The sequence below is a fragment of the Parendozoicomonas sp. 2304DJ65-17 genome (assembly GCF_058148445.1).
Map to the genome: position 1 here is coordinate 90,069 of NZ_JBYVJV010000012.1, position 25,244 is coordinate 115,312.

The following is a 25,244-nucleotide window of genomic DNA, read 5'->3' on the forward strand; positions in this document are numbered from 1 at the left end:
CCGATAAAAAGGGGGCACTTATCTTGTAAACAGACCCATACTCTCAACATGGGTGGTCTGGGGGAACATATCCATAACGCCAAAACGCTCCAGACGAAACCCTTGCTCTTTTAAATATCCCGCGTCACGCGCCAGCGTTGCCGGATTGCAGGACACATAGAGTACCCTGTCCGGCAGGCTGTCAGCCATCAGCTGAAGGATTTCCAGCGCCCCTGTTCGGGGCGGGTCCAGCAAAAGTGCACTGTATTTATTCTTCAGCCAGGCTCTCTGGCCCGGTTCTGCCGCCAGGTCTGCCCTGGCAAAACTTATATTATCAAGACTGTTGAGAAGGGCATTCTGTTCCCCTCTGTCAACCAGTTCCTGAACACCTTCAACTCCCACAACCGTGCCACAGTGGCGAGCAAGTGGCAGGGTGAAATTACCCATTCCACAGAACAGATCCAGCACCTGATCCTGCGCCTCAAGAGCCAGCCACTCCAAAGCCTGGGAGACCATCTGACGATTGATATGCGGGTTCACCTGAGTGAAATCAACCGGCAGGTATTCCAGTGTTATGTTTTGCTCTGGGAGGCTGTAGCGTAACCGATCTGAACCATCGGGTGCATGGATACAGGTCAGTGACTGGGCCGATGCTTCTGACTGAAGGTAAAGATGCACATTCTGTTCCTGCGCCAGAGCAATCCACCGTTCCCGATCTTCATCCGGCATGGAAGCCACTGTTCTGAGCAATACACCATGGCCATTATCTGCCGCAGCCAGTTCAATATGCGAAACAACCCGTTTGTTTTTACTCTGTTCAAGGCATTGCCTTAGAACGGGTAAAAGCTCAGAAAGCTCCGATACCAGTACTCCACAACTCTCAATGGCAACAATATCTTTACTACCCGCGGCACGGAAACCAAAGTGCAGTTTACCGTTCCACCAGCGCACTGCCAGCCGGGCACGGGTTCGATAGCCCCAGGCAGGACTTTCCAGAGGTTTCTCCAGAGTTTCGGGCTCACAGGAGGCAAAACGCTTCAGCTGCCCAAGAGCAATCTCCTGTTTAATCTCCAACAATCGGGTACCGGAAACATGTTGCTGATTGCAGCCACCACACCGGCTGTACCAAGGGCAGGGAGGCTTGACCCGATCTGCGGAAGGAGAAATAACCCTGGCAATAACACCTTCAGTCAGTTTTGTTGTCTGCTTAGTTATTCGAACTGACACCTCATCACCGGGCACAGCCTGCTCTACAAACACTACCCGGCCTTTATCTCTAGCAACCCCACGTCCATCATGGGTCAGAGACTCTATCGTCACTTCTAGCGGGCCTGAGCTTTGGCGAGCACTGTTTCGCGTTCGGCGGGAGGAGACGAAACGATTGGATGGATTACGCTTGGTTTGCATGTAAATAAAGCAGACAGACAGAAAAGACCCGCATTGTATAGTCTTCTGCCGCTTCTGTAATGAAAAAGGTAACTACCCAATACCTTCACAGTGACTGTTTTTCATTAATTATTTATCATTTTTGCCACTGACCTCACACTTTAACAAGGGTTAACCTCCCTTTTACCCAGCACAACTGTATGATCCAGCCACAAATGGACTTAGCGCAAAGAAACTGCTGCGGAGTACCCGAATGTACTCACCCCTAACAGCTCTTGCCCGCAAATCCCCCCCACTCGTGCTCCTGTTAACTGGCACGTTGGTGTGGCCTGCGGCTGCAGAGCAGGCTCAGCCAAAGCTGATCACACTGTGTTCAGACTCATCCGACTGGCCACCTTACACCATGTCTGACAATGGCAAGGCCAAAGGCCTGTTCGTAGATATTGTGAAACAGGCAGCCGATCTTTCTGGCTTTTCTGTTCGAGTTATTCCCACCAGCTGGCCACGATGCCTAAGACAGACCCTGCAGGGAAAAGTTGATGGAATTCTCCCCATAGCAGTGACAGAAGAAAGGCTAAAGCTTTTTCACTTTCCTGAGGATGCCAGCAAAACCGAGCAATCTCCAAATATGCTTGGCCGTGCCAACTATATGCTGATCATCCCTTCCTCCATTAATCTATCAAAATATTCGCCCGCTTCTCCCCCTCAGCCTGTACGCATTCCCTATGCCTATTCATTTTCTAACGAAGTGGCGCAATACGATCTGGATATCGATACCGGTTTCCAGAATGACAGAGTGGCATTAATTGATCTGGTACGCACAGGGAAAGGGGCCGTGGTTATTTCGAAAACATCAGCTGAACACTACAGCCAGCAGGATTTTTTCAAAAACAAATACATCATCTACCCGGAAGTGATTTATCAGCAACAGTATTATCTGGCCTTTTCCCGTAACAGCAAGATGACAAATCCTGAGAAGGATAGATTCTGGAAAGCTATTGCCAAAGTAACAGTCAAATAAAAAGCCCCACCATATTGTTGCAACTGATGGGGCTTTCCATTAGTAGAACGACTTACAGAGCGTTCTTCAATTTCTGACCAATATCGGTGTGATGATTCATACCATCAAAGGCTTCAATCACGTCTTCAGGGCCGTAACTCATAACAGCAACAGGGGTACTTGTATGAGTTCCTGTACCCCAAACAACATTCTGCTGCTCAGCCAGCTCACGAGCCAGCAGGTTCAGGTGAATATCATCCCCATACACGAAGAAAGCACGGAAATCAGATACCTTAGGCAGAGTTTTGCTGGCCAGGTACTTGTGCCCTTCGGTCATGTAAGGGTTAGGTGCACGCTGGAGAATACGTTCAGCCTGCTTCTCACTAATTGAGAAAGGTCCGGTGTCGGCCACAACCTGTGCAAAAGCAGCTGGAGTCTGCTGATCTTTTGGCAACTTACGGAACTTGCCCATAATGCCGTAGAAGCTTTCGGTCTGCTTGTACATGTTGTCCAGAATTTCTGGAGCACCGAAGTTGAAGTTAGGCTTGTAATCACGCTTGGCAAAACCTTCACCTGGCAGCTTCTGAGCCTTTGGCAGGTTAGCCGCAGAGTAACTGAAACCAAACGAACCGGTTTCATGGTCCGCAGTTACAACAACCAGAGTATCATTGCGCTTGCTGGCCCACTCATACACAGCCTCAACGGCTTCATCAAACTTCAGCATTTCATGCAGCATGGTTGCTGCATCGTTGCTGTGAGCCGCCCAATCGATCTGGCCACCTTCAACCATCAGGAAGAAACCGTCCTTATCTTCAGAGAGAATATCCAAAGCTTTCACAGTCATTTCTTTCAGAGTTGGCTGAGTGCGCTCTTTGCTGTCTTTGGTTTTGGTGTAAGCAATACCGTCCATCATGCCAGAGTAAGCAAACAGACCAAGCACCTTGTCATCATCGGCTTTTGCCAGCTGATCGCGATTAAAAGCCAGGGTGTAACCGGCTTTCTGTGCATCCAGAAGCAGGTTCTTCTCATCCTTACGCTTGGACTTGATCTTGACGCTGCCACCAGTCAGATCAACCACCTGCTTATAGGTGTCACCTTTTTCGTTAACAGATTTAGGAATCCAGTAGCGAATGCCACCAGACAGCATGACATCCACACCAGTTGCCAGCATATCTTCGGCAATCTGGTTTTCCATGGATCGGTGTGGCTGGTGAGCGGCAAAGGAAGCCGGTGTCGCATGGGTCAAACGGGTATCAGAAACCAGACCGGTCGCCTTACCCATTTTCTTAGCTTTTTCCAGAATAGTTTCCGCAGGGTTTCCGTCTTTATCCAGACCAATAGCTTCCGATGGAGAAAGCTTTCCAGTAGCCAGCTGACTGGCTGAACTGGCTGAGTCAACCACCACAGAACCGTCCGGGTAAGTCATGGACAAACCCATCGTGCCGGCATTCACCAGGCGGGTCATAGCCGTTTCACCATTGTCATAAATGGAACTTGGTGCCAGGCGGGCGTAACTCTCCAGCATGCTCAGCTGCTGTGGCCCCATACCGTCGCCAATCATCAGAATGACATTTTTCGCTTTACCGGTTTCTGCGAACGCACCGGAGGTTGCTGCCATTGCCAGTGCAACAGCGCAAAGATTTTTTTTAAACCCCATTTTATTTGTTCTCATAGAGGTGGTGATTGTTAGTTGTGCCATTGACTTTCGGGAATTTACATACCGTTTATCTAACGACAAGTGACAGATAATAGAGTTTTTTGAGAAGATTCCTACCACAAATATCAATAGAAAGGGGTTTATTCACAACTCTTTATGAGCTCCTTCAGCTTTGGTCTGCTGAGTTCAACGTGAAATAACAACCCTTCAGAAACCCAACAAACATAACTCTGACCAGTATCAGATTTATGACACAAAGAAAAACAAGCCAACGGAGTTCAGGATGTATTGGCGCAGTCGCAGTTTGGTCATCGCAACAGCTATTTTCTCATTGGTCAGCCTACAGACACAGGCAGCATCCCCGAGGGAGACCGTGCAGCTATGCATAGACAACTCCTATTGGTTTCCTTTCACTCTGATGAAAGACTACCGGGCAGAGGGCGTCTTTATTGACATGATAAAAGAGGTTGGCGAACGAACTGAAAAACGCATTGTTGTTCGCCCTACCAGCTGGTCCCGCTGCCTGCGCATGGCCAAAAAGGGGAAAGTTGATGGCATCCTTGGAGCTTCCTACAAGGATGAGCGAAACGAGTGGATGGAATATCCAGCCGATGCTCAGAAGGGCAAGTCTGAGGAACACAGTATGAGCCTGGTTGATTATGTTATTGTCACTCCAATCAACAGTTCCTACACATACGATGGAAATCCGGCCACTCTTCCTGGCCCTGTACGAGTACCTCGCTCTTATTCCATTGCAGAGGATCTAAAAAAGAAAAATGCGCCTATAAAAAACCGCTTCGCCACAGACCGAAGCGCCTTGGTTGACCTGGTACGATTAAACACCGGCTCAGCCGCCCTTATGGGTAACATTGCCGAACAATTCCAAAACAACAAGTTTTTTAAAGGCAAATACACCATTCAAAAGGTCAAGTTGAAGTCGAAGAATTATTACCTAACTTTCTCCAGGAAAAGCTCTCTAAGCGAAGAGACTCGCACCGTACTGTGGGATGCACTGCAAAGTGTACGCGAAGATAAAGACCTGATGAGTGTTTTCTACAGCAAATACCTTGATGAAGCAGAAGAAAACGCCAGTTAATTGAACCAATGAAAACGCCGGGAGTTCATCCTGGCGTTATTTCTACTCAGCTAAATACCCCTGTGGAGAGGTAGCGATCTCCCCTATCACAGACAATCGCCACTATCGTTGCATCCCTCACAACCCTATCGATTGCAAGAGCTGCTGATACAGAACCTCCTGACGATACACCACAAAAAACACCCTCTTCTTTAGCCAGCGCCCGCATGGTTTGCTCTGCTGCCTGCTGCTCAACATCCATAATTCGATCAACTTTCGATGCATCAAAAATGGCCGGCAGGTATTCTTCCGGCCAACGTCGTATACCAGGAATACTGGCACCATCAGCTGGCTGTAAACCGATAATTTCAATATCAGAATTCTTCTTTTTCAAAAATGAAGAAGTCCCCATAATCGTGCCTGTCGTCCCCATCGAACTGACAAAGTGTGTCACCTGCCCCTGGGTCTGCTCCCAGATTTCAGGTCCCGTTCCCTGAATATGGGCCAAGGGGTTATGCTGGTTACCAAACTGATCCAGAACTACACCCTCCCCTCTTTTCTCCATTGCCAGAGCAAGATCACGAGCCCCTTCCATTCCTTCTTCTTTGGAGACCAGAATCAACTCAGCCCCATAAGCGGTCATGGCCGATTTGCGTTCTTCGCTCATATTGTCCGGCATAATCAATTTGATGGAGTAACCGCGAATGGCTGCGACCATTGCCAAAGCAATACCAGTATTACCACTGGTCGCTTCAATCAAACTATCCCCAGGGCTGATGCGTCCAAGATTCTCAGCCTCTCTAATCATGGAAAGCGCCGGGCGATCTTTTACAGAACCTGCAGGGTTTTGCCCCTCCAGCTTCAGCAAGACAACATTATTTCTGTCAGTGGTCGCCAGTCGCTGTAAGCGCACAAGGGGAGTATGGCCGATCAGAGTCTCAACAGTCGGGTAAGAGAGTGAACTGCGATCATTTTCTTCTTTTGGAATCATTCCAGTGTCTTGTTTACTGTTCTGTATTTGTTGAAGACATAGTAACGGTCTTGGGCTAAAGACTTGTATACTGCTTTTTCATATAAATAGAAAAATAACGAATAACAATACCAGACCCTGGAACCCGACCATGACCCAAATGTACAGGGGGTTAAAACACCACATACTGAAAGCCGGGCTTATTCCGGTACTGATTCTGTCTTTGTCTCTGGGCATTTTATCTACCGTACTGGCCCTTTATCAGACCAATTCAAACTTTGAAGATCAGGTTCGAACCTCTGCCAGCCAGATTTCTTTACTGGCTACTACTGCTATAGAGCTGGATGACCAACATACAATACAAAAGGTTGCCAGAGCTTCTTTGCAACAGAATGGTCTGCGCGGCCTGCGCATCAGTAACAGCAACGGTGACGTGTTTTACCAGGCTGGCCCTCCATTTACGGTTCACGATTGGCCAAAGTCACCAGCCCTGAGAGAGTCCTACATAAAAAAAGATGGTGCCATTCTTATTACCAGCCGGATGATAACTCCCGGTGAACAGGATCGTGGCCTCTGGCTGGAACTTGAATACAACACCTCTGCCACTCTTCTCAACAGATATCAATGGATTTTGCTTGGTTCACTTATCTGCACTCTGTGCCTGCTTCTGGCTACAGTTTTCAACCTACGGCTGGGCAACAGTATTGCTGTTCCACTTGAGCGTATTACCACCACTGTTGCACAGATCAGCTTTTCTGATCTGTCTGCTCGTATTCCATCAGGACATCCGGCCAGCCTGGATGTACTGGTCAGGCACATTAACACCCTTCTGGCAAAAATGCAGATCAGCTACCGGGAAATGAAAGATGAAGTGGATATGGTGGCTGACGAACTCCAGAAAAACATGGAAACATTGGAGCTGAATAACGCTGAGCTGGATCTGTCTCGCAAACGTGCCATTCAAGCTAACGAAGCCAAGTCTGTATTTCTGGCCAATATGAGCCATGAAATGCGCACTCCACTGAACAGTATTTCTGGCTATGCCGAACTACTGAAACGTTCACACCTTGAAGACTCTCAGAAAGAACATCTTCGCACCCTTACAACTGCTGCTGACTCGTTGCTGGCGATCATTGATGACATTCTGGACTTTGCCAAGCTGGAAGCAGGGAAACTCATTCTTGAGAACGCCCCCCTCAACCTTCGTACAGTCGTAGACGAAGTGTTGGCTATGAGTAGTCCCAGCGCACAAAAGAAGGGTCTGGAACTGGCAGCAATTATGCGCCCGGACTTACCCGTGCAACTAACAGGCGACGCCAACCGTTTAAAACAAATTCTCTGCAATTTAGTCAGCAATGCCATTAAGTTCACAAACTCCGGCTCTGTAGTAATACAGGTGACCTGTGACAAACAGAACCAGAGCCATGCATCACTGCGTATTAGCGTAGAGGATTCTGGCATAGGTATACGCCAGGAAGATGCCCGTAAACTTTTTAAAGCTTTTTCCCAGATCAATGCCACACGTAATCGTAACAATCATGGTACTGGGTTGGGTCTGGTTATCTGCAAAAGCCTTGTAGAGCAAATGCAGGGCACGATCGATTTTGACAGCCAGCCCGGCCGTGGAACCCGATTCTGGTTTACTGTGCGCTTGCCCATTAATCATCAGGCCGAAAGGGCTACCCCTGAATCACGGGGTCAGGCTGCACTTATTGAGTCCCGCCCCTGGTCACAAAAAAGTATTAGCCAGCTTTTGCAAGGCGAAGGATTCAACGTACAAACAATAGATCATTCCACCCAGATGATGGCCTTAGAGGGCAACTCACCTTCTTTAGTCATTCTGGGCTACCAACCTAACATCATGCCCCCACTCAATGAATATTTGCGCCACATTCCGGAGAGCAGTCAAACCCTGATCCTTACAGAAGCTGAACACCTGGAAGCGCTTTGCGGTCAGGTTGAAAGCAATAACGTAATGCTTATGTCCGGCCCTTTGTCTCAAATACGTTTGCGAGAGTCACTATCCCGCCTGTTTTCAGGTGAAAGTGAATATAACCACGATCACCCAATGGAATATGAAACCAGCCAGCCTTTAAAACAGCTTCGTATTTTGGCTGTTGATGATAATGAACCAAACCTCAAGTTACTCAATACTATTTTGTCCGATGCTGGTATAACGACTGATACCGCAGCCTCAGGGCAAGAAGCCTTGGATCATATTGCCCAGAACAGTTATGACATGGTGTTTATGGATGTTCAAATGCCTGGCATGGATGGACTGGAGGCAACCCACCTGTTGCGTCAGCAGGAGAAGGTCGGTGAACACCTTCCTGTTATAGCCCTGACCGCCCACGCTCTCGCCGAGGAACAAAAGGAGCTTATGAAGGCAGGAATGGATGATTACCTGACCAAACCTGTCAGTGAACAGCAACTGATCCATGTGATTTCTTACTGGGCGGACAAGTCACGGCATTCACAACCACTAAGACAGCCGCCTCAAAACAACAAAGACACCCCGACCAAGACTGAGAGTAGGCCTGATAGCCTTCAAAACAGTCATGCACCGGTTAACCGAGATGAAGGCATTCAGCTGGCTGGCGGCCGTGAAGACCTTGCCGATGAGCTTCTGGGAATGCTGCTGGGAACTCTGGAAACAACCCGTGAAGATCTGGTTAACCACCATCATCAGAACAATACAAAGGCACTATTAGCAGAGGTGCACAAACTTCATGGTGCAGCACGCTATTGTGGCACTCCTCCTTTACGCACGGCCTGCCACGAACTGGAATGCCAGCTGAAACAAATAGCACCAGAACCCTGCCAAGTTGTGGATATCGATGAGCTGTTTGATAACTTGCTTGAGGAAATAGATCGGTTACTGATCTGGCGGGAACGTTACGCCCCAGAAGAAGCCGCTGCTATTTAAGCAGTGGCTCCCTAAGGATTAAAAACAGAACAATACGACAGGGTATCAGTGCATCAGGCTGAACAAGCGATTGCGGTAACGACGAACAGTTGGATCAGCCGCACCTTTTTGTTCAAACATTTTCAGCATCAGCAGGCGAGCGCCATCATCACGGAAGCTGCGATCCTTACGCACAATCAACAAAAGATTTTCGTAAGCCGCTTCATCTTCATCAGCAAGAACCTGATGCACGGCTAATTGGTACCGGGTTTCAAGATCGCTGTCGTCTGCCGCCAGCTTTTTCTCAACATTCGGGCGAGGCTCAATTCCCTCCGCCATATCCAGAAATGCCAGCTTTGCCTTGGGCTGCTCTGCACCAGGAGCATCATCAGGCAATGCATTGATTACTTGACGGGCGTCGTCGATACGCCCCAACTGTAATAACAGTTTAGCCTGCAAAACCTGCAGTGCTGCGTTCCCGGGTTCCTGAGCGAGAATCTGCTGTAGAAGGGCTAAAGCCTGTTCTGGCTGACCGGATTCAATCAGTTGATCGATCTGTAGTTGAACGCGATCCGCAGGGCTCATAGTCAGTTCGTCCAGCAACTCCCTAAGGTCGCCTTCCTTCTGCAAGCCCGTTAAGATTTTAACCGGTTGGCCCTGATGAATCAGAACAAGAGTAGGAATACTTCGCACCTGCAACTGTGCCATTAATTGCTGTGCAAGTTGCTGAGTTCTTGGATCGCCATCTTCTGCGTTAAGCTTTGCCAGACGAAACTTGCCCTGGTAGGCCTCAACAAGCTTCATCAGAATCGGCAACTGAACCTTGCACGGTTCACACCATTCTGCCCAGATATCCAGCAGCACTGGAACTTGCTGGGATGCCTCGAGCACCTCTGCCTGAAGGTTATCAGCAGTGACTTCAATAACAGGGGCCAGTGGTTGCCCATGGTCGTATACAGGCTGATCATTCATAGAGTTATTATCTCTTCAAATATTTCATCAACAAGCGAAATTGTACTGAAAAAGACTTGACAGCGGCAGTTATCCAAAGCGAAAAATCACTAACTAATAACTATCATCTGTTATCCACCATATCTGTGGATAAGTCTGTGGAATTCTACAAGTCATTCTGCGAAACCCCTTGCAATACCTTGCCTCGCAGCAAATTGTACATTTTTTATACAGGTCAAAATAACCTTTAAAATCAATAACTTAAGCAAACCAAAAGAAATCTATAAGTTTTCACAAAGAACTATTGACATAAGACTATTTACCTTTCGAATTTGTGCATAAAAACCGTAGTGATGCGTAGTGACAACCAACGAACCCGCATAAATCAAGGTTTCCAGACGAGTAAAAAACAACCTTGTCGTATGTTCACAGTGCAAAGATGAAACTTGCCCGCTGGATAACTTTGCACTCACCAAAAAGGGGCATCAACCAATGCCCCCGATAACATGCACATTTTATGAAACAGAAAACAGCCTTTAATCTACCAAGCCATACTCATCACGAAGTATGGAAATAATATCCGCTTTGGGAGTATCTGAAAGCACCAGCTTTTCACCGGTAATTTTTTCAGCCAACTCCACGTAAGTTCTAGACACCTCCATCAACACACTTCCCGGCAAGGCATTACCCTTTGCCAAAGCCGCACGCTCTTCCATACGATCTTTGTTCAACAAAATATCCGGATCAGGGAAGTAATTTAGCAGCAGCTGACGGAAACTCTCCTTGGAGTTCTCTACAACTTTACCTTTGCGCAGTGAAGGCCCATCCCAGATACGAGAGGAATCCGGTGTTCCCACTTCATCCATATAAATCAGCTTTTCCTGACCACTGGCATCGGTGACATAACCAAACTCAAACTTGGTATCAACAAACACCTGATCCAATTCTGCCAACGCTTTACTGATCACTTCAAACCCTTCTTTCAGAAGCTTCTCATAAAGGGAAATATCCTCAGCGGAAGAGAACTGGAAAGCGCTGTAATTTTCTTCAATATTCTTGCGAGTGATATTAACGTCATCCACGGCAGGCACACCGGGAACACCTTCGATAACGCCTTTGGTTGAAGGAGTAATCAATAACTCGGGAAGCTTCTGATCCTTCTCAAGATGATCAGGAAGTTCAATACCACAGAATGTGCGCTCACCTTTCTCATAAGAGCGCCACATGGAGCCAGTGATATATTGACGACAAATCGCCTCTATCATCACCGGGCGGGCTTTCTGAACTATCCAAACCAACGGATGGGGAATATCCAGTATATGACTATCAGCCAGCCCTTGCTCACGGAACAGCTTGAACCAATGGTTGGAGATAGCATTCAGCGCCGCACCTTTCCCCGGCACGCCGTGCATGCCACCTTCACCATGCCAGATGCAGTCAAAAGCCGAGATGCGATCACTGATCACCATAATCGCCAGATGAGCATCTTCGGCAACATCGTAGCCTTTCTCCTTAATTAAACGACGGCTATCCGATTCTGTCAGCCAGTAAACTGACCGCACCTTCCCGCTATGCACCGGACTATCTGTACGAATCGGCAGATCGTTATTTACTGCCAGAACCTTATCTGCAAGAGACATACGCGAACGACCCCTGAAATGGCCTTTGAAGGCTGTTGCAATGTTGTTTCATGTTTTTGGTTCGCATTCTGGGTGATGAATACAAACATCCCGCCTAAAAAAAGAAACCAGGCTAACAGGCCTGGTTTCTTGTATTGCATTGGAGTTATCCGAGATTTTCTCTCAAACGCTCCAGGAACTTCTCACTCAACTCTTCTGGAGGCAGAACATCAAGGCTCTTCTCCAAGGTTACGTGAGTGGCATTGCCCACACTTTGTACACGGATACGATATTCATCCTGGCCTGGCACATCTGATTTCTCTTTTTCATCATCAGAGCCGCCAAACATACCGCCGAACCAGCCACTGTCTTCTTCCGCTTCCGCACTGGCATCCACCTTACCGCCCGGCAAGTTGACGAAGATCAGCCCTGCACTACGGTTTTTATCCAGCACTTTGACGCCAGCACTCCTGAGGGCAACTTCCACACCCTGCCAGCTGCGAGCAAAGCCCTGATCAATTTTCAGAACAGGGTTACCGTTGCCATCTCTTACCAGACTGGTCTGATCACCAATATCCAGATCCTTGGCTAGCAGGGATACACTCTGCTCATCACGATTCTGAACCAGGAAGACCAGCATTTCATTAAGCATGCCGTTTTCCAGGCTGTCACTGGTAGTTTCAGCGTTGTTACTCCAGTCTACTGGTACAGAAAGGTCTGAACCGGTCAACCTGCGCGCATGCTGCAGTTTGATTTCACTGGTACCTGCGCGAACGCCCTGACGCACCTGAACCAGAAACTTTTCCTGGTTGTCCTGAGAGTTATCAAGATCAATAACCCGGCCAACCATACGTTTCATTAATCCAGGGTTGGAGGTACCACTGATCTGAACCCAGTCGGTCTCCATAATGCCCTGACGGGGATCCTGTTCAGCCAAAGAGATATCATTGGCTTCCCAGAACCGAATCAACTGAGTCCATACTTCGTCCGGAGCACGGTCAGCGAAAAGCTGTCGACCACTTTGCCCCATGCTGATCTGGTAGGCATCACCATCATCCCGAACAATCCGGCGATCTGCCCGTGGAATAATATCCCCTTCCGTTGGTTTAACCCCATTGCGAATCTCGGGGATCACCATATATTCCACAGGTGGTATGGCGTCAAGAGAGGAAGGCACCACCAGTGCCGGTGCGACTTCTTCCTTAACGTAGTCGCCGCCCTTGTCACGAATGTAGCCATCTTTACCAAAGAAACTGCTACAGCCGCCAAGCACCAGTGAGGCACAGGCCAGTGTCGTAAGCTTATATATGTGCTTCATGCACTCTCCTTTAGCAGCGCAATTCCCGTGAATTGCGCACCTTATCTATGATCCCCAACGGTGGTCAGCTGATGATCCCGCAGGAAGATAACGCACCCTTAACATCGTCATGGTAAGAAGACGCCAGAGGCGTTAGCGGTAACCGGATACCACAGTCAATCAAACCCATCTCCTGAAGGGCATACTTCACAGGAATTGGGTTTGATTCAACAAACAGTTTTTTATGCAACGGCATCAGTTTTTCATTCAGGGCTTTGGTTTCTTCAACCTTGCCAGCCTGAGCCAAAGCACAGAGTTCATGCATTTCGGCCGGTGCCACATTGGCTGTTACCGAAATATCGCCCTTGGCTCCCAGCAGAATCAAATCAGCCGCCGTTGCATCATCACCAGAAAGAATACTGATGCGATCGCCACAAAGGTCAATTAACTCCTTGCCTCGTACCAGATCACCCGTAGCATCTTTAATAGCAACAATACTTTCGTAATCAGCCAGTCGATTCACTGTTTCGTTGAGCATATCAACAGATGTCCGACCGGGCACATTATAGAGAATCTGAGGAATCGCCACAGCCTCGGCAATGGTGGCAAAATGGCGATACAAACCTTCCTGAGTTGGTTTGTTGTAATAGGGTGTAACCAGCAGGCAGGCATCGGCACCAATAGCCTTGGCTTCAGCGGTGAGATGAACCGCTTCCTGGGTGGCATTGCCACCACTGCCGGCAATAACCGGAATCCGGCCATCCACCTGCTCAACCACCCGTTTAAGAATCTGGCAGTGCTCTTCTACGGTTACAGTTGCAGACTCACCAGTTGTCCCTACGGCCACAATGCCATCGGTTCCCTTTTCGATATGGAACTCAATGAGATTGTGTAAACGCTGCCAATCCAGCTCACCGTTGGGCAGCATTGGGGTCACAAGAGCCACTAAACTGCCAGATATCATTTGTTCACTCCGAATCCGATTTTTTGATAATACGGGTTTGATACATGCCGGATTTCTTGCACATATACCTGAACCAGAAATGTTACCGTTTAGAACACCTCTTAACAATGTGTTGATAAAGGGTGTTGACAAATAATCATAGCTTCAGGATTCCGGATTGTTGTATTGAACCACTGCGGTGGAAGAGAGATCATAGCCACAATGGAGAAATAACCTGCCGGACATCTTTTTATGCGTCTGACTTTTCTCGGCACGGCCGCTGGCCTACCCTCGAGAGATAGAAATGTAACCGCCCTGATCCTTGCCAAAGATGACAGCAAGGAGTGGTGCCTTATTGACTGTGGAGAAGGCACACAGCATCGCCTTCTTGGCAGCCGTTATACCCTGAAACGTCTTCAGGCGATTTTTATCACCCATGTTCACGGCGACCACATGTTCGGCCTGCCCGGGCTTATTACCAGTGCCAGTATGCAGGGGCGTACAGAACCTCTGGTGATCTGTGCACCAGACGGCGTAGAAAGTTTTGTTCGCCACTCTCTGGCCTGTGCTGCCGTTTCACAACTGCCTTTTGAACTGATTTTCAAAGCTTCAGATAAAGATGGCTTTGAATACTCCACCAGCGATTACAAGATAACCTCTCACCCTCTTTCCCACCGGGTGCCTTGTTTCGCCTACGGTTTTGATGAGCATCCCGAAATTGGCCACCTGTGTCCGGAAAGGCTGGCACAGCTGGATATCCCCCGCGGCCCACTTTGGGGACTTTTACAACAAGGGAAATCAGTCACTCTTCCTGATGGTCGAATTGTTGATCCAGAAATGGTACGGGAACCTTCACCGAAAGGACGCTTTGCGGTGATAGGTGGAGACAATGATCAGCCAGAGATTCTCCACAATGTTTTGACCAAAGCTGACATCCTGGTGCACGAAGCCACTTTCTCAACACCTGTACGAGAAAAGGTGGGCGGCCAATGGATGCACAGCACACCAGCTCAAGTCGGTGCCGCTGCAGAAAAGGCTGGCGTGAAACATGTGATCCTTACCCATTTCAGTAATCGCTACCAGAAGCGTCCGCGCCCAGGACAGTTTGGTGTGGAAGAATTACGAGAAGAAGCAAAGGCAGTGTATTCCGGTACCGTAACCCTGGCATCGGACCATGACTGCTGGGAACTGGACAGAGATAGAAACCTGAACGAAGTGTAAGTCTCAATAGATGTTGGAGCCCGCCGTGGTGGCAGGCTCCAGTACCACATATCAAAGGATCCTAAAAACTCTCAATAATCTCCCCATCGCCACCCAGTGTTTCCGGGTCAGCCAGCAACAATGGCTGAGTGGAAAGATCAAAGCACATTAGTTCCGTGTCAATCGTGAACCAGTTTTCCAACAGTTCAGAGCTTAGTTCTGGCCAAAGGCTACTATCCACGCACCAGGCCATCAGTTCGTTGGTCAGGATGTCCTGAGCATTCTCAACAACAGCATCCATAAAGTCCTGCTCAGACTCGACTTCAGGTACCAGATACACTGTTCCGGTCTGTTCAAGTTGAGCCTTTAGAGCCGCCAATTCATCAGCATCATCGGGAGCAACGCTGGCACACCACTCCAAAAACGCTGGTTTGGCACGCAGGCGCAGGGCAGACCGGTTGAGTATCTTCATAGCCATTCTCTCTTAATGCTTAAAACAAATTGCTCGCAATAATAGAAGTTCTCTTTCATGAAGCCTATAGCCGGTCTGGCACATGCTTTTACTTTCACATTGCTACGAGCGAATAACCTTTCGAAAAGTCAGATTAATTCGAGGCTCTACAGGCTTCGCAGTTTTGGCCAGCGTATGCTGCCAGTGCTCCTGAATCCCAGCTCCCATAATCAACAACGAACCATGGGGAAGATCAATAGAATAAGTTTGTTGTTTATCTTTATTATTTCTCAGCCGAAAGCGACGAATCGCTCCAAGACTTATGGAAGCGATAACCGGCTGTTCCCCCAGCTCTGGCTCATTATCCGCATGCCAGCCATTACTGTCTTTGCCATCCCGGTATTGGTTCACCAGTACCGAGTTAAAGCAGTAACCCAAAGCCTGCAACCGCTCCTGCATAATTTTGAGCAATGGATGCCAAGGCAAAGGATCAAGATTAATGCCGCTGTAGGAATAACCGGTGCCAGTATCTCCATACCAGCACTGCAGACGAGGTAGTGTATGGATCTTCCCATACAGTTGAATAGAATCCTGCCTCCAAGGCACCTCGTCCAATAGCTGCAGGTATAACCTGTCAGCCTCAGTACGAGACAACCATGCGGGCCAGTAGTACAACTGGCCCTCGGAAAGATCAATAATTTCTGGTGAGTTTTCCATTACGTAGTATGAGTGGGCTTCGCCTCTTCAACCTGAGCAGCAATACCCGCTGAGGTTAACTCATTTAACTCTTCCAGGTCTTCTTCATCAGCCTCCAGAGCCACAGAATATTCGTGCTCTTTTCCCTTATCTTTTCGGGAAATGATATAGCCACAAAATTCAGTCAGGCGATTCTTTCCAGCATGAAATTTAAGCCTCAGGCGCTGCCCGAGTTCCAATTGCTGCAGACTGGAAAAATCCAGATTGAACCCGAAGAAACGCAATAAACGAACCTTACCCAGAGAGCGCCTTAGCCCCAAAAGACCACTTTGCACAACTTCCAGCTTTACCGGCAGCTTTGCGGAAGAAGTACTTTTGCTGCTCTCTGCACAGTCATTATCCGATTCGGACATGATTGCTTTAAAACCTCAGTATTTACCGATCCCAACCGGCGCCATCATACCCAGACATAACACCGATACCCTGCCCTTCATCAATAAAGTAAGCGGGAATACACTTCCGTACACTTTCTAACGACTTGACATATTGCCTGCCGACAACTGTATTTTTATACAGTATTTGTGAGATGATAGTTCACGACATATGCCGCCTGCAAGGCAGGGGCGCTTTTATAATCAATCTGAGGATCACCAATGGCCGTCATTCCCATGTGGCAATGTGACCGGGACGGAAGCATGTTTGCAGATCGTAAAGCCGCCGAAGAACATGACCGTATGCTTGAGCTTGCTGATTACCTGTCTGGTTTTTTGCAAAACCAGATGAGTGAAACAGAAGGTCTGACTGAAGAGCTGGCAGAAGAGATCGGTCTGGTTCTCGCCCGTCACAAGGAACCACTGAGCCGGGCATTTAAAGGCAAGCCATCCATGCTTCTTGAATTAATGGAAGAAGAAGAGAAAGAAGAGGCAGTTGAAATCTGATTCAGATCAACTTGCCTTGAAAAAACAAGCACATAGGCACGGTTTTCGTTTTTTGCGATCGTTTTTGCTCTGTTGTGAACAAAACCACACACCTAGACTGAAATCGCTATCTGAAGATGCCTCCCACTCCAACATCTTTGGATGTTTTCAGGTAAATCCCTGCTTAGCCGGATAACTTTGTTATCCGGCATTTTATTTTGAGTTCGATATTATTTGGTGGCATTCGCATAGAGCAGCTGCCATTCAAGGACAACGGCACTTCCTTCCTCTCGAACACCTATATATTCATTCAATGCGTTATAAAGCTGAGTGTCTGTCACCTTCGACAAACCAAACAACAGCCGGGTAAAAGACAGCAATTTCTCACGGGATTTAAAATACCAGGGGCATGGCCTGACGGAGGCATCACACACAAACATCCCGCATTTATTTAACAGTTCCCTGACTGCAGCCGGGGTAAGATAACTGCCTTTATGGCCAGTTGAGTTGTAGCGACCAGCGAAACCATCTAAAAAACTCGCAACGCCGCTATCTGCCGGTACATCTCCAAAACAGAAGGCACCACCTTTCCTCAAGGCATTAGCGATGTACTGGAAGAAATTTGATTTATCTTCAATATGATGAGCAGCAGCCAGACAAACTGCGAGGTCATAAGTGGCTTCAGAGTGAGGCAGCCTTGTAAGATCATAAGCTGAAGACAAATGGCCGCCGCCAAACTCTTCACTTGGCTCTATTTCTGTCAGCTGGCATGTTTTGGGAAGATACCTTGCCAGATAACCTCCACCAGCAGGAACATCAAGCACCCTAGCTTCAGGATCAATAAATTCTTTCATCCGGAGCTGTTCAAACTCACGGTCTCGAGCGTCGGGGAACAATTTCATTGCCCGGTCATAAGAGCGCCCCCGAACATCAAACATTTGCTTGTATGTGCTAGTCATGCACAACTGCCCTTTTCGAGATCAGTTTACAAACTTCCTGCTTAATGGTGGCAATGGATGCATCCCAGTAAGGCATATCCGGCTGGGTGTTCACAAGAAGATTCATACTGGCATTCGCTTCAAAAACGACAATGTTATTATTGGCATTGATATGGCAGTCGATACCAAAGTAATCCAGCTTGAGCGCATCGGTGATTTTACCTACGGTTTCAACGACGCCCGGTAGTATAGTGCCTTCAAAACTTTTCAGCGCAGCTAACTCCTCTTCAACCAGTTCTGGGTGGCTGGACATATAGTTACGTGACGAGGCATGAATCATCCAGTGGTCGTTGATAATCAGATGCCGCAATACTGGTTTGCCATCAATCACTGCCAAACGATATTTTCTGTAGAGCCCATCATCGGATCGATAGTCGACAAATTCCGTGAGGTAGTAAAAGCTGCCATCCAGTGCAAAGCGGTAAGCGACGGTTTCAATGTCCTTAGGCTCCTGAAGAAGAAAAGTACTCACACCACCGTGGTCACCCGCTTTCCTCATGATGACAGGAAAGCGGATCTCTTCAGCCTCTAGTGACTTTTGAATATCTATTGGAGAGAGCGGCCTGATCCTTACAGTTTTAGGAATCACAACCCCTTCAATGGCCTTAAGCTTTTGATAAACCTGCTGCCTCTGTGTTCCTGCAACGGCTTTGGGGGGATTGATCACGGGCTTATTCTGCTGGGTGCAAAAGTGTTCAGCCTTGGCCAAGGCTCCCGAATGAGTATCTGCATCACTGATCTCATTAAAAATCACGTCTGGCCAGAAATTCAGTGAATACTGTTGTGATGACCGATCGCCTGTCAGGCAAAAACGATGAACTTTTCCAGCCAGCACTTTTTCCATAAAGGGAGCAAGGTTGGCTGTTCCAGACAAAATAAAGCCCAGATTACCCCGTTCCTGAACCAGCGCGGTCACTTTATGGTTATTTGGCAAACCGCAGAGAAACAATGTTTTCATTTTATTATTCATGGAATGCATTCCGGCATCAGCCAAAATAAAAATGCCCCACAAACGTGGGGCATGTTCTCAGTTAGCTATAACAGCACAGCTGACTATCAGAAGTCATAACGAACTTTGGCTTGCAGGTTGTCAGACTTAAAGCCTGACGCCCACTTGTGCTCATAGTTCAGTGACAGACTCACGTTATTATCCATCCAGTATGCCACACCCAAACCAGCCTGGTAGGATGTACGCTCAGGATCAACGCCTTTAGTCTTGAAGCTCAACGATTGATTGAATACTTCAGCGGTCACTTCAGAATCAACTGCATCAGCTTCAAAATCGTGGTAAACCATAAAGCTGGCTTCTGGTAACAGAATGCCACGATCCAGTTCTACCAAATGGCTGACACGAACACCGGCACCCACTTCAAACACTGTAAAGTCATCGGACTTAACACGACTCGGGGTATCGCCATTGCTGAACTTCTGCTTGTAAGCCTCTGTATCCAGCAGGCTGTATTCCACGCTTACACGTGGTTCAACCAGAGTATCTTTATTATTAAACCAGAACTCCTTACCACCACTCACAAGCAAACCATACTGCTTGCTGTCGTAATCAGAAGTAACTTTTACTGCACCGCTGTAGCTCTTGCTACTGGTGTCGTTAAAGCCAAGGTTCACAACAGAGTCCAGGAACCAGTCATTCTTCTGCCAGTTGCTATATAAGCTGAACTGATAGCTTTCAATATCACTGCTGGCCGTTGACTTCTTAATGTTGACATCAGCATTGGCGTAGCTGAATGAAGCTCCTAACGTGTAATAGTTATTCAGGTCAGCATCAACACCGATGGTGAAACCACGAAGGTCACTGTCGTAGCCGTTATAAGTGACACCATTATCACGCTGCTTTTTCTGATCAGCTTCGGCCGCAATGGCTTTAAACCATACGCCACCGCTTTCAATCAGATCACCTGACGCTATACCGGTACGGCCACCATCACGCAGATTGGAAAGATGGGACAGAATATTGCTGAATACTTCGCCCTGAATCTGTCCAGCCGCCGCTAAAATAGCACCCAGACTTTCACTACCAAGATCTGGTACTTCACTGTTCAAGGTTTCCACCAGCGCTTCCGCATCGTCAACAGCAACAAGCTGATCGATAAGCTGCGCAGCATCTTCCTGATTTAAACCGGACAACACGCTCTGCAGAGATCCTGCAACTGCTGCTGCATTGGCGTCACCAGTATCAGCCAGCACTTCAGCAGCCAAGTCAGTGGTTGCAATAGTGACATCCAGATTATTGGTGCTGTATTGGGAGCCGGTAACATCGAACAGTACTGATGGTGAAGAAACTGAGGCCTCACCAGTAATTCCGCCTTCGGCAGTCAGAACGCGATACTGCTCGGTATCACCATACTCAAAATCACCACGATAGTCCGGAGTGACCAGTACGGACGCACCATCGTTAAAGGTTGCTGTCGATCCAGAGCCAGTAACCTCTTCGGGCTCACCATCACCAACCACAACATTAAAACGTTGCTTCTCGAGTGTTAACCGAGCTTCTACAGATTCAGATGAAAGGTTGTTTGAAGAAGCCAACTGGATATCCAAGACACCTTGCTGGGTTAAGTTTGCTTCATAAACAACATTCTCATCGCCAGCAGGGATCTGCAGCTGGCCGGACTCCGAAATATTCAACGTAGTCAGCTCAGTACTAGCAAGAAATTCATTCAGAGCCTCCTCGGAAGGGAAAAACATCGGAGGCTCTTCATCACCAAAATCTGCTGCCACCGCGACAGGAGCGTAGTACATGTTATTGAAGCTTTTAGCGACAATATCTCCACTGAATAAAGCAGCACCAGTTACGTCAATTTGATTGGCGCCTTCAATATCACCATCAATTCGACCGCCGGCCATTTCAATACGACTGCTTCCTGAAGAGGGACCTTCCTCGTCGAACATTCTGGGGCCAAAAAAGCTCTCACTGGAGAAGTTTATATCTCCCGTAATAGTGCCGGTGTTAACAATAGTGTTCCCATTACCAAATACCTCAACAGCCACGAGCCGAGTTTCACGGCTTCCATCCTCCTGATATTCACCATACTGCATACCACCCTCTAGGGTGCCACTGTTGATAACAGTGTTACCGTCACCATTGATATGAACAGCAACATTACCGGCAGATCGAATTATCCCTGTATTTATCAGGGTATTATCTTCGGCATAATGTCCATTATAGGAGTGCCCAAGAGCAACAGCTGGAGCCATTGTCATTTGACTACTATGAGCTGTCCCATTAATAAACAGTTGGTCTTCAGCACTACGAAGAATGACGTTACCGTCATCGCCAAATTCCTGCTCAACAAAAACGAACGCAGCCAAATCACCAATAAAGATGGATGCACTCTCTTCAGAACCTTCTGCACTGATTACCTCACTAAGTGCAGATACAAATTCTTCCTGACTTTGTTCGGTTCTAATAAAAACAAAGTTAGTTTGTTGCTCTCCAAGCTCCGGAACAATTACATAGTCCCCAGTTCCAAGCTTATTCAATACAATCCCAAACTCACTACCATCACCCTCTATATCGACCTGAGTGTAACCGGATAAATCATAGTCAATATCCAAGGCTTGAAGTCTGTCTGAAGGTGCATCTGCTGTAATAGTACCGGCGTTGGTAACACTTACCCCAAATGTGGAGAGGAAAACCGTAGGTTTATAACTGGCATTAGAGTTTATCGTTCCAGTTGAAGTGTTTTCGAAACTCCCCCCTAGCTCACCGACTAATCGTACCGCTGCGGTTGTATCTGAGCGTAATGTACCACTGTTTACAATAGAACCTATTGTTCCACCTTCGGCTTGCGCCCGAATTGCAACGTGTTCAGAGTGAATAGTTCCACTGTTAACAATACCAGCAATAGAGCTATCATCACCCGCCTCTACACGAATACCAAAGCTATCAGCAGATATAATTCCGCTATTCTCGATAGTGCCGACAGTACCACCAGATTCAGCACCTATGTAAATACCTACACTTCCATCGCTATCCCCTTCATTATCATCGTCGACGAAAGGGGCTTCAGTTCGGGCATTTATCGTGCCGCTGTTAACTATATTTCCAACTAAGCCTTCATTATCAACTTCCACATAAATATCTGAGCCGACAATTTCACTTTCATTGATGACGTCGCCAGCTTGTCCGCCATCAACATCTACATATAAACCATCATCTTTAGTTGAAATAAGTCCCCGATTAATGACATCGCCAATTTTAGAGCCACTATTAACATAAACGTCAATGGCATACTCAGCAGCCTCATTAAGGTTTTCTGAACCCAAGGTGCCTTCATTTATAACATCACCAGCCGAGCTTCCATTCTCCAATTCCACAATTATTGGGGAATACATACTGTTAATCGTTCCCCTATTAATTACATTCCCTAGATTTGCTATACCTTCTTCTATCTCTCCATCAGCATAAATAGACAACCCGATTTCATCAGGCGTGACAATATTTCCTTCAACAGAAATATCTCCAACAGGACCAATTCCACCACCATCACTTGCTAGCGAGGCATCAAGATTGATAGCGCTGGTACAATTTTCACCACTTGGAGAAGTAATGGTGATACTCCCTCCCGCATCAGGTGTAGCATCACAGTCAGCAGCTGAAACGTTACCAGTATACGAAGCGAGTGCGGTGACAACGGCCACACTGAGCAACGAGCGTTTGAATACATCCGTACTATTCATAACTGTCTCTTATAATAATTTTGGCTTACCTTAATTACCTGCCGAAACAGGCTCCCCCCCCAGGTAATGCGATGAACATCACAATCAAGGCATTTCAGGCTTGACCAGTATATTGACCTGATGCACAGGATTCGCCTGACTAAATGAGACAATTCATGTCCTTTCTGGACGCGGGATTTTTGATATATTCTCCATAGAAGACAGACGTCTTGTAACTGACAAAACCTTACAATTACTAAAAGTTAACTTCTTCTGGTGATATGCTTGTAAACTTGAGGCATATATCCATGAAAGAAAAAGAAGAAAAGAATGATCTTTACTTAAGCCGAATATGCCTGTCGGGACTTTTTGTTGCTTTAAAGAAACAAAACATCATCAACGAAAAACTAAATATTTTTCTCGACTCAATAGATTCAACTGACATCTATAGAACTCAAGATATTTCCCACCTCTTTGAAAGCTTGAGTGATTTACAGCTTCCACCTCACTTCTTTCTTCTGGCTGGGCAAAACTCTCCAATTTCAAATTTAGGATTACCAGTAAAAATTGCCCAATTGGCAGACACGCCAGATCATGCCTACACATTGTTCACCTCATACTTTCCACTACTCACCAATGCTCTATCGCTACGACTGAAGGTCAAAGATTCACTTGTATGTATCACTATTGAAAACCACGACCTACCGGAAAATATTTTTCGCAGCCTGACTGAAATATTTATTGCCGCTCATAGTCGGCTCATAAAAAACTTCAAACTTAAGGAATATAATCAAGTCATCATCAATGCTCCTTGGCCGAAGCCGGTCGACTCATTACATTTATATAAAGAGCTTCTGAATTGTGAGCTGAATTTTAATTCTCCTCAGGTAAGCATCTCTATTGACACTCAACAGTTGGAAATGCCCTACACTCTCCACCGAATTCCGATGAGAAATGCTTTAATGCAAGAAGCGAATATTCTTTTAGAAAAACAGCAATACAATCACAATATTTATAGCCAAACCCGTCTGGCCATTTTCAAATCTCTTGGGCAGAGACCTACCGTTGCATCATCTGTAGCCAGCGAACTCAATATGTCTGAAAAGTCATTACAACGAAAACTTGCAGCGCAGGGTTACACCTTCCAACAGATTCTCAATGAGGCTAGAAAAGACACATTGCAAAAACTCCTCGCTGAAGAGAGCCTGCCGGTTAAAATTATCGCTGCACACTTAGGGTTTCAGGAATCACGCTCCTTTAACCGCTGGACTCATAAAAACTATGGTTTATCCCCCGCAGAACTGCGGGCTCACAAAAAAGGTTCTGGGGAATAATGGCTGAATACCTGTTTTCAGTATTTCTATTAGTTGTCCCAGCAATTGTTATTTATCTCTGCCACCACTTTACCCTACTCGACAAACTGGGCAGCGCTGCTCTGTGCTTTCTTACAGGTGTCGCCTTTGGTCAGCATGTCCTGCACACAACAGCCTTTCGCCCAATTGCCGAAGAAACTCTGGGAATTTTTATCGCCTTTTCTCTTCCATTGCTGTTGTTTTCTTCGGATGTCAAAGCCTGGTTTACTCTGGCCAGCCGCACAATGCTTTCCATGATCATTGCCATGATGACAGTTGTCTTTCTGGCAACACTGCTGACACTGTTTTTCCAAAGCCACATCAATGAATTGCCTTACATAGCCAGCATGGCAGTGGGGAATTTTACTGGTTCACTGGTTAATGGCGCAGCATTGAAAACAGGGTTGCAGGCCAGCAACGAAAGCTTTCTTCTGGTTTATGGATATGACGTACTGATTTCCAGTCTGTATCTTCTTTTCCTGATTACCTTTGCCCATAAACTAGCCAGAAAAGTCTTAACGCCATTTCAATCTGCAGACACAAAACCTGCTGCTAACGAACGAAATGAGTTTGACGAATACCGCCTGTTACTTAAGAAGAAATCCTGGCAGCAACTGTTACTCCCTCTTGGCGTAAACCTGCTGATCATAGGTGTTGCCTTGTCTGTCTCTACACTAGTGAGTGAAAACGCTCAAACAGTCACAGCGATTGTTATCCTGACAGTTTTAAGTCTGACCGCCTCTTTCAACTCCAGAATACGCACAACAAAAAGCACCTACCCTCTGGGAATGTATCTGATTCTTTTGTTCTGCCTGTTTTCAGGCACCCTGTTCAGTGAAGAAATTCTGGAACAAGCCTCACTGACTCTGTTGGTATTTTTCCTGGCATTGGCATTTGGTGCAGTGATTCTGCATATGCTTTTCTGCAAACTGCTGAAAATTGATGCCGATACTTTTCTGGTGACATCTGTCGCAGCCATCCTCTCTCCACCCTTTGTTCCTCTCGCCGCCAACGTTATGCATAACCGGGCTATCCTGTTAAGCGGCATGAGCGCGGGGGTTCTAGGGTATGCAAGCGGTAACATTCTGGGGCTTTTCACCTACTGGCTGATACAACAACTTACGTAGATTCCCGAATGAAATCATATTTAATTGCAAATTCCTCACTTTTT

At 47.1% G+C, this 25,244-nt stretch carries 20 protein-coding genes; 7 read left to right on the forward strand and 13 right to left on the reverse strand.

Annotated elements, in window-relative coordinates; genetic code table 11:
* Positions 1–18 precede the first annotated feature (18 nt).
* On the reverse strand, positions 19–1,386 hold the full coding sequence (gene rlmD / locus ACY2RR_RS22110) for a 23S rRNA (uracil(1939)-C(5))-methyltransferase RlmD (protein WP_490110365.1): 1,368 nt from the start codon (positions 1,384–1,386) through the stop codon (positions 19–21).
* 232 nt (positions 1,387–1,618) lie between these two features.
* Here rlmD and ACY2RR_RS22115 point away from each other — a divergent pair, with 232 nt between their 5' ends.
* Positions 1,619–2,386, forward strand: a complete 768-nt coding sequence (locus tag ACY2RR_RS22115) for a substrate-binding periplasmic protein (RefSeq protein ID WP_490110366.1) — start codon at positions 1,619–1,621, stop codon at positions 2,384–2,386.
* 52 nt (positions 2,387–2,438) lie between these two features.
* Here ACY2RR_RS22115 and ACY2RR_RS22120 read toward each other — a convergent pair whose 3' ends face one another.
* Positions 2,439–4,022 (reverse strand): alkaline phosphatase, encoded by a 1,584-nt coding sequence (locus ACY2RR_RS22120; protein WP_490110367.1) that lies wholly within the window; start codon positions 4,020–4,022, stop codon positions 2,439–2,441.
* Between the two features lie 283 nt (positions 4,023–4,305).
* Between ACY2RR_RS22120 and ACY2RR_RS22125 the strand changes: the two genes are divergently transcribed.
* Entirely contained in the window at positions 4,306–5,118 is an 813-nt protein-coding gene (locus tag ACY2RR_RS22125) for a transporter substrate-binding domain-containing protein (RefSeq protein WP_490110368.1), read from the forward strand.
* Positions 5,119–5,164: 46 nt separating this feature from the next.
* On the opposite strand, the gene cysM is transcribed toward ACY2RR_RS22125, so the two are convergent.
* On the reverse strand, positions 5,165–6,088 hold the full coding sequence (gene cysM, locus ACY2RR_RS22130; protein WP_490110369.1) for a cysteine synthase CysM: 924 nt from the start codon (positions 6,086–6,088) through the stop codon (positions 5,165–5,167).
* A 130-nt stretch (positions 6,089–6,218) separates the two neighbouring features.
* On the opposite strand from cysM, the gene ACY2RR_RS22135 reads away from it, so the two are divergent.
* Entirely contained in the window at positions 6,219–8,993 is a 2,775-nt protein-coding gene (locus ACY2RR_RS22135; RefSeq protein WP_490110370.1) for a response regulator, read from the forward strand.
* A gap of 45 nt (positions 8,994–9,038) precedes the next feature.
* Here the strand turns inward: ACY2RR_RS22135 and ACY2RR_RS22140 are convergent, their stop codons facing one another.
* From ACY2RR_RS22140 to dapA, 4 genes are all read right to left on the reverse strand, one after another.
* The gene (locus tag ACY2RR_RS22140) at positions 9,039–9,944 is read right to left on the reverse strand and encodes a tetratricopeptide repeat protein (protein ID WP_490110371.1); all 906 of its coding nucleotides are present in this window, start codon (positions 9,942–9,944) and stop codon (positions 9,039–9,041) included.
* 515 nt (positions 9,945–10,459) lie between these two features.
* Positions 10,460–11,563 (reverse strand): phosphoribosylaminoimidazolesuccinocarboxamide synthase, encoded by a 1,104-nt coding sequence (locus tag ACY2RR_RS22145; protein WP_490110372.1) that lies wholly within the window; start codon positions 11,561–11,563, stop codon positions 10,460–10,462.
* Between the two features lie 145 nt (positions 11,564–11,708).
* Positions 11,709–12,860 (reverse strand): NlpB/DapX family lipoprotein, encoded by a 1,152-nt coding sequence (gene bamC, locus ACY2RR_RS22150; protein ID WP_490110373.1) that lies wholly within the window; start codon positions 12,858–12,860, stop codon positions 11,709–11,711.
* Between the two features lie 64 nt (positions 12,861–12,924).
* Positions 12,925–13,803 carry a 4-hydroxy-tetrahydrodipicolinate synthase gene (gene dapA, locus ACY2RR_RS22155; RefSeq protein ID WP_490110374.1) on the reverse strand — a complete coding sequence of 293 codons (879 nt, stop codon included), beginning with the start codon at positions 13,801–13,803 and terminating at the stop codon, positions 12,925–12,927.
* Between the two features lie 231 nt (positions 13,804–14,034).
* Between dapA and ACY2RR_RS22160 the strand changes: the two genes are divergently transcribed.
* Positions 14,035–15,003: a ribonuclease Z gene (locus ACY2RR_RS22160; protein WP_490110375.1), complete on the forward strand. Its 969-nt coding sequence runs from the start codon at positions 14,035–14,037 to the stop codon at positions 15,001–15,003.
* A gap of 61 nt (positions 15,004–15,064) precedes the next feature.
* Here the strand turns inward: ACY2RR_RS22160 and ACY2RR_RS22165 are convergent, their stop codons facing one another.
* The 3 genes from ACY2RR_RS22165 to ACY2RR_RS22175 all read right to left on the reverse strand — a co-directional run bounded on the left by ACY2RR_RS22165 (position 15,065) and on the right by ACY2RR_RS22175 (position 16,542).
* Positions 15,065–15,454 (reverse strand): hypothetical protein, encoded by a 390-nt coding sequence (locus ACY2RR_RS22165; protein ID WP_490110376.1) that lies wholly within the window; start codon positions 15,452–15,454, stop codon positions 15,065–15,067.
* A gap of 102 nt (positions 15,455–15,556) precedes the next feature.
* The gene (locus tag ACY2RR_RS22170; protein WP_490110377.1) at positions 15,557–16,150 is read right to left on the reverse strand and encodes an alpha-ketoglutarate-dependent dioxygenase AlkB family protein; all 594 of its coding nucleotides are present in this window, start codon (positions 16,148–16,150) and stop codon (positions 15,557–15,559) included.
* Positions 16,150–16,542, reverse strand: a complete 393-nt coding sequence (locus tag ACY2RR_RS22175; RefSeq protein WP_490110378.1) for a hypothetical protein — start codon at positions 16,540–16,542, stop codon at positions 16,150–16,152. The genes ACY2RR_RS22170 and ACY2RR_RS22175 overlap by 1 nt, the downstream gene beginning before the upstream one ends.
* Before the next feature lie 240 nt (positions 16,543–16,782).
* Here ACY2RR_RS22175 and ACY2RR_RS22180 point away from each other — a divergent pair, with 240 nt between their 5' ends.
* Positions 16,783–17,067 (forward strand): YebG family protein, encoded by a 285-nt coding sequence (locus ACY2RR_RS22180; protein WP_490110379.1) that lies wholly within the window; start codon positions 16,783–16,785, stop codon positions 17,065–17,067.
* A 209-nt stretch (positions 17,068–17,276) separates the two neighbouring features.
* On the opposite strand, the gene ACY2RR_RS22185 is transcribed toward ACY2RR_RS22180, so the two are convergent.
* From ACY2RR_RS22185 to ACY2RR_RS22195, 3 genes are all read right to left on the reverse strand, one after another.
* Complete coding sequence (locus ACY2RR_RS22185) at positions 17,277–18,005, reverse strand: class I SAM-dependent methyltransferase (RefSeq protein ID WP_490110380.1); 729 nt, start codon at positions 18,003–18,005, stop codon at positions 17,277–17,279.
* On the reverse strand, positions 17,998–19,014 hold the full coding sequence (locus tag ACY2RR_RS22190; protein ID WP_490110381.1) for an ATP-grasp domain-containing protein: 1,017 nt from the start codon (positions 19,012–19,014) through the stop codon (positions 17,998–18,000). Before ACY2RR_RS22190 ends, ACY2RR_RS22185 begins: the two co-directional genes overlap by 8 nt.
* A gap of 86 nt (positions 19,015–19,100) precedes the next feature.
* Positions 19,101–22,742, reverse strand: a complete 3,642-nt coding sequence (locus ACY2RR_RS22195; protein WP_490110382.1) for an autotransporter domain-containing protein — start codon at positions 22,740–22,742, stop codon at positions 19,101–19,103.
* 287 nt (positions 22,743–23,029) lie between these two features.
* Here ACY2RR_RS22195 and ACY2RR_RS22200 point away from each other — a divergent pair, with 287 nt between their 5' ends.
* Together ACY2RR_RS22200 and ACY2RR_RS22205 are read left to right on the forward strand one after the other, a co-directional pair.
* Positions 23,030–24,055, forward strand: a complete 1,026-nt coding sequence (locus ACY2RR_RS22200) for an AraC family transcriptional regulator (protein WP_490110383.1) — start codon at positions 23,030–23,032, stop codon at positions 24,053–24,055.
* Entirely contained in the window at positions 24,055–25,200 is a 1,146-nt protein-coding gene (locus ACY2RR_RS22205; RefSeq protein ID WP_490110384.1) for a DUF819 family protein, read from the forward strand. Before ACY2RR_RS22200 ends, ACY2RR_RS22205 begins: the two co-directional genes overlap by 1 nt.
* Positions 25,201–25,244 lie beyond the last annotated feature (44 nt).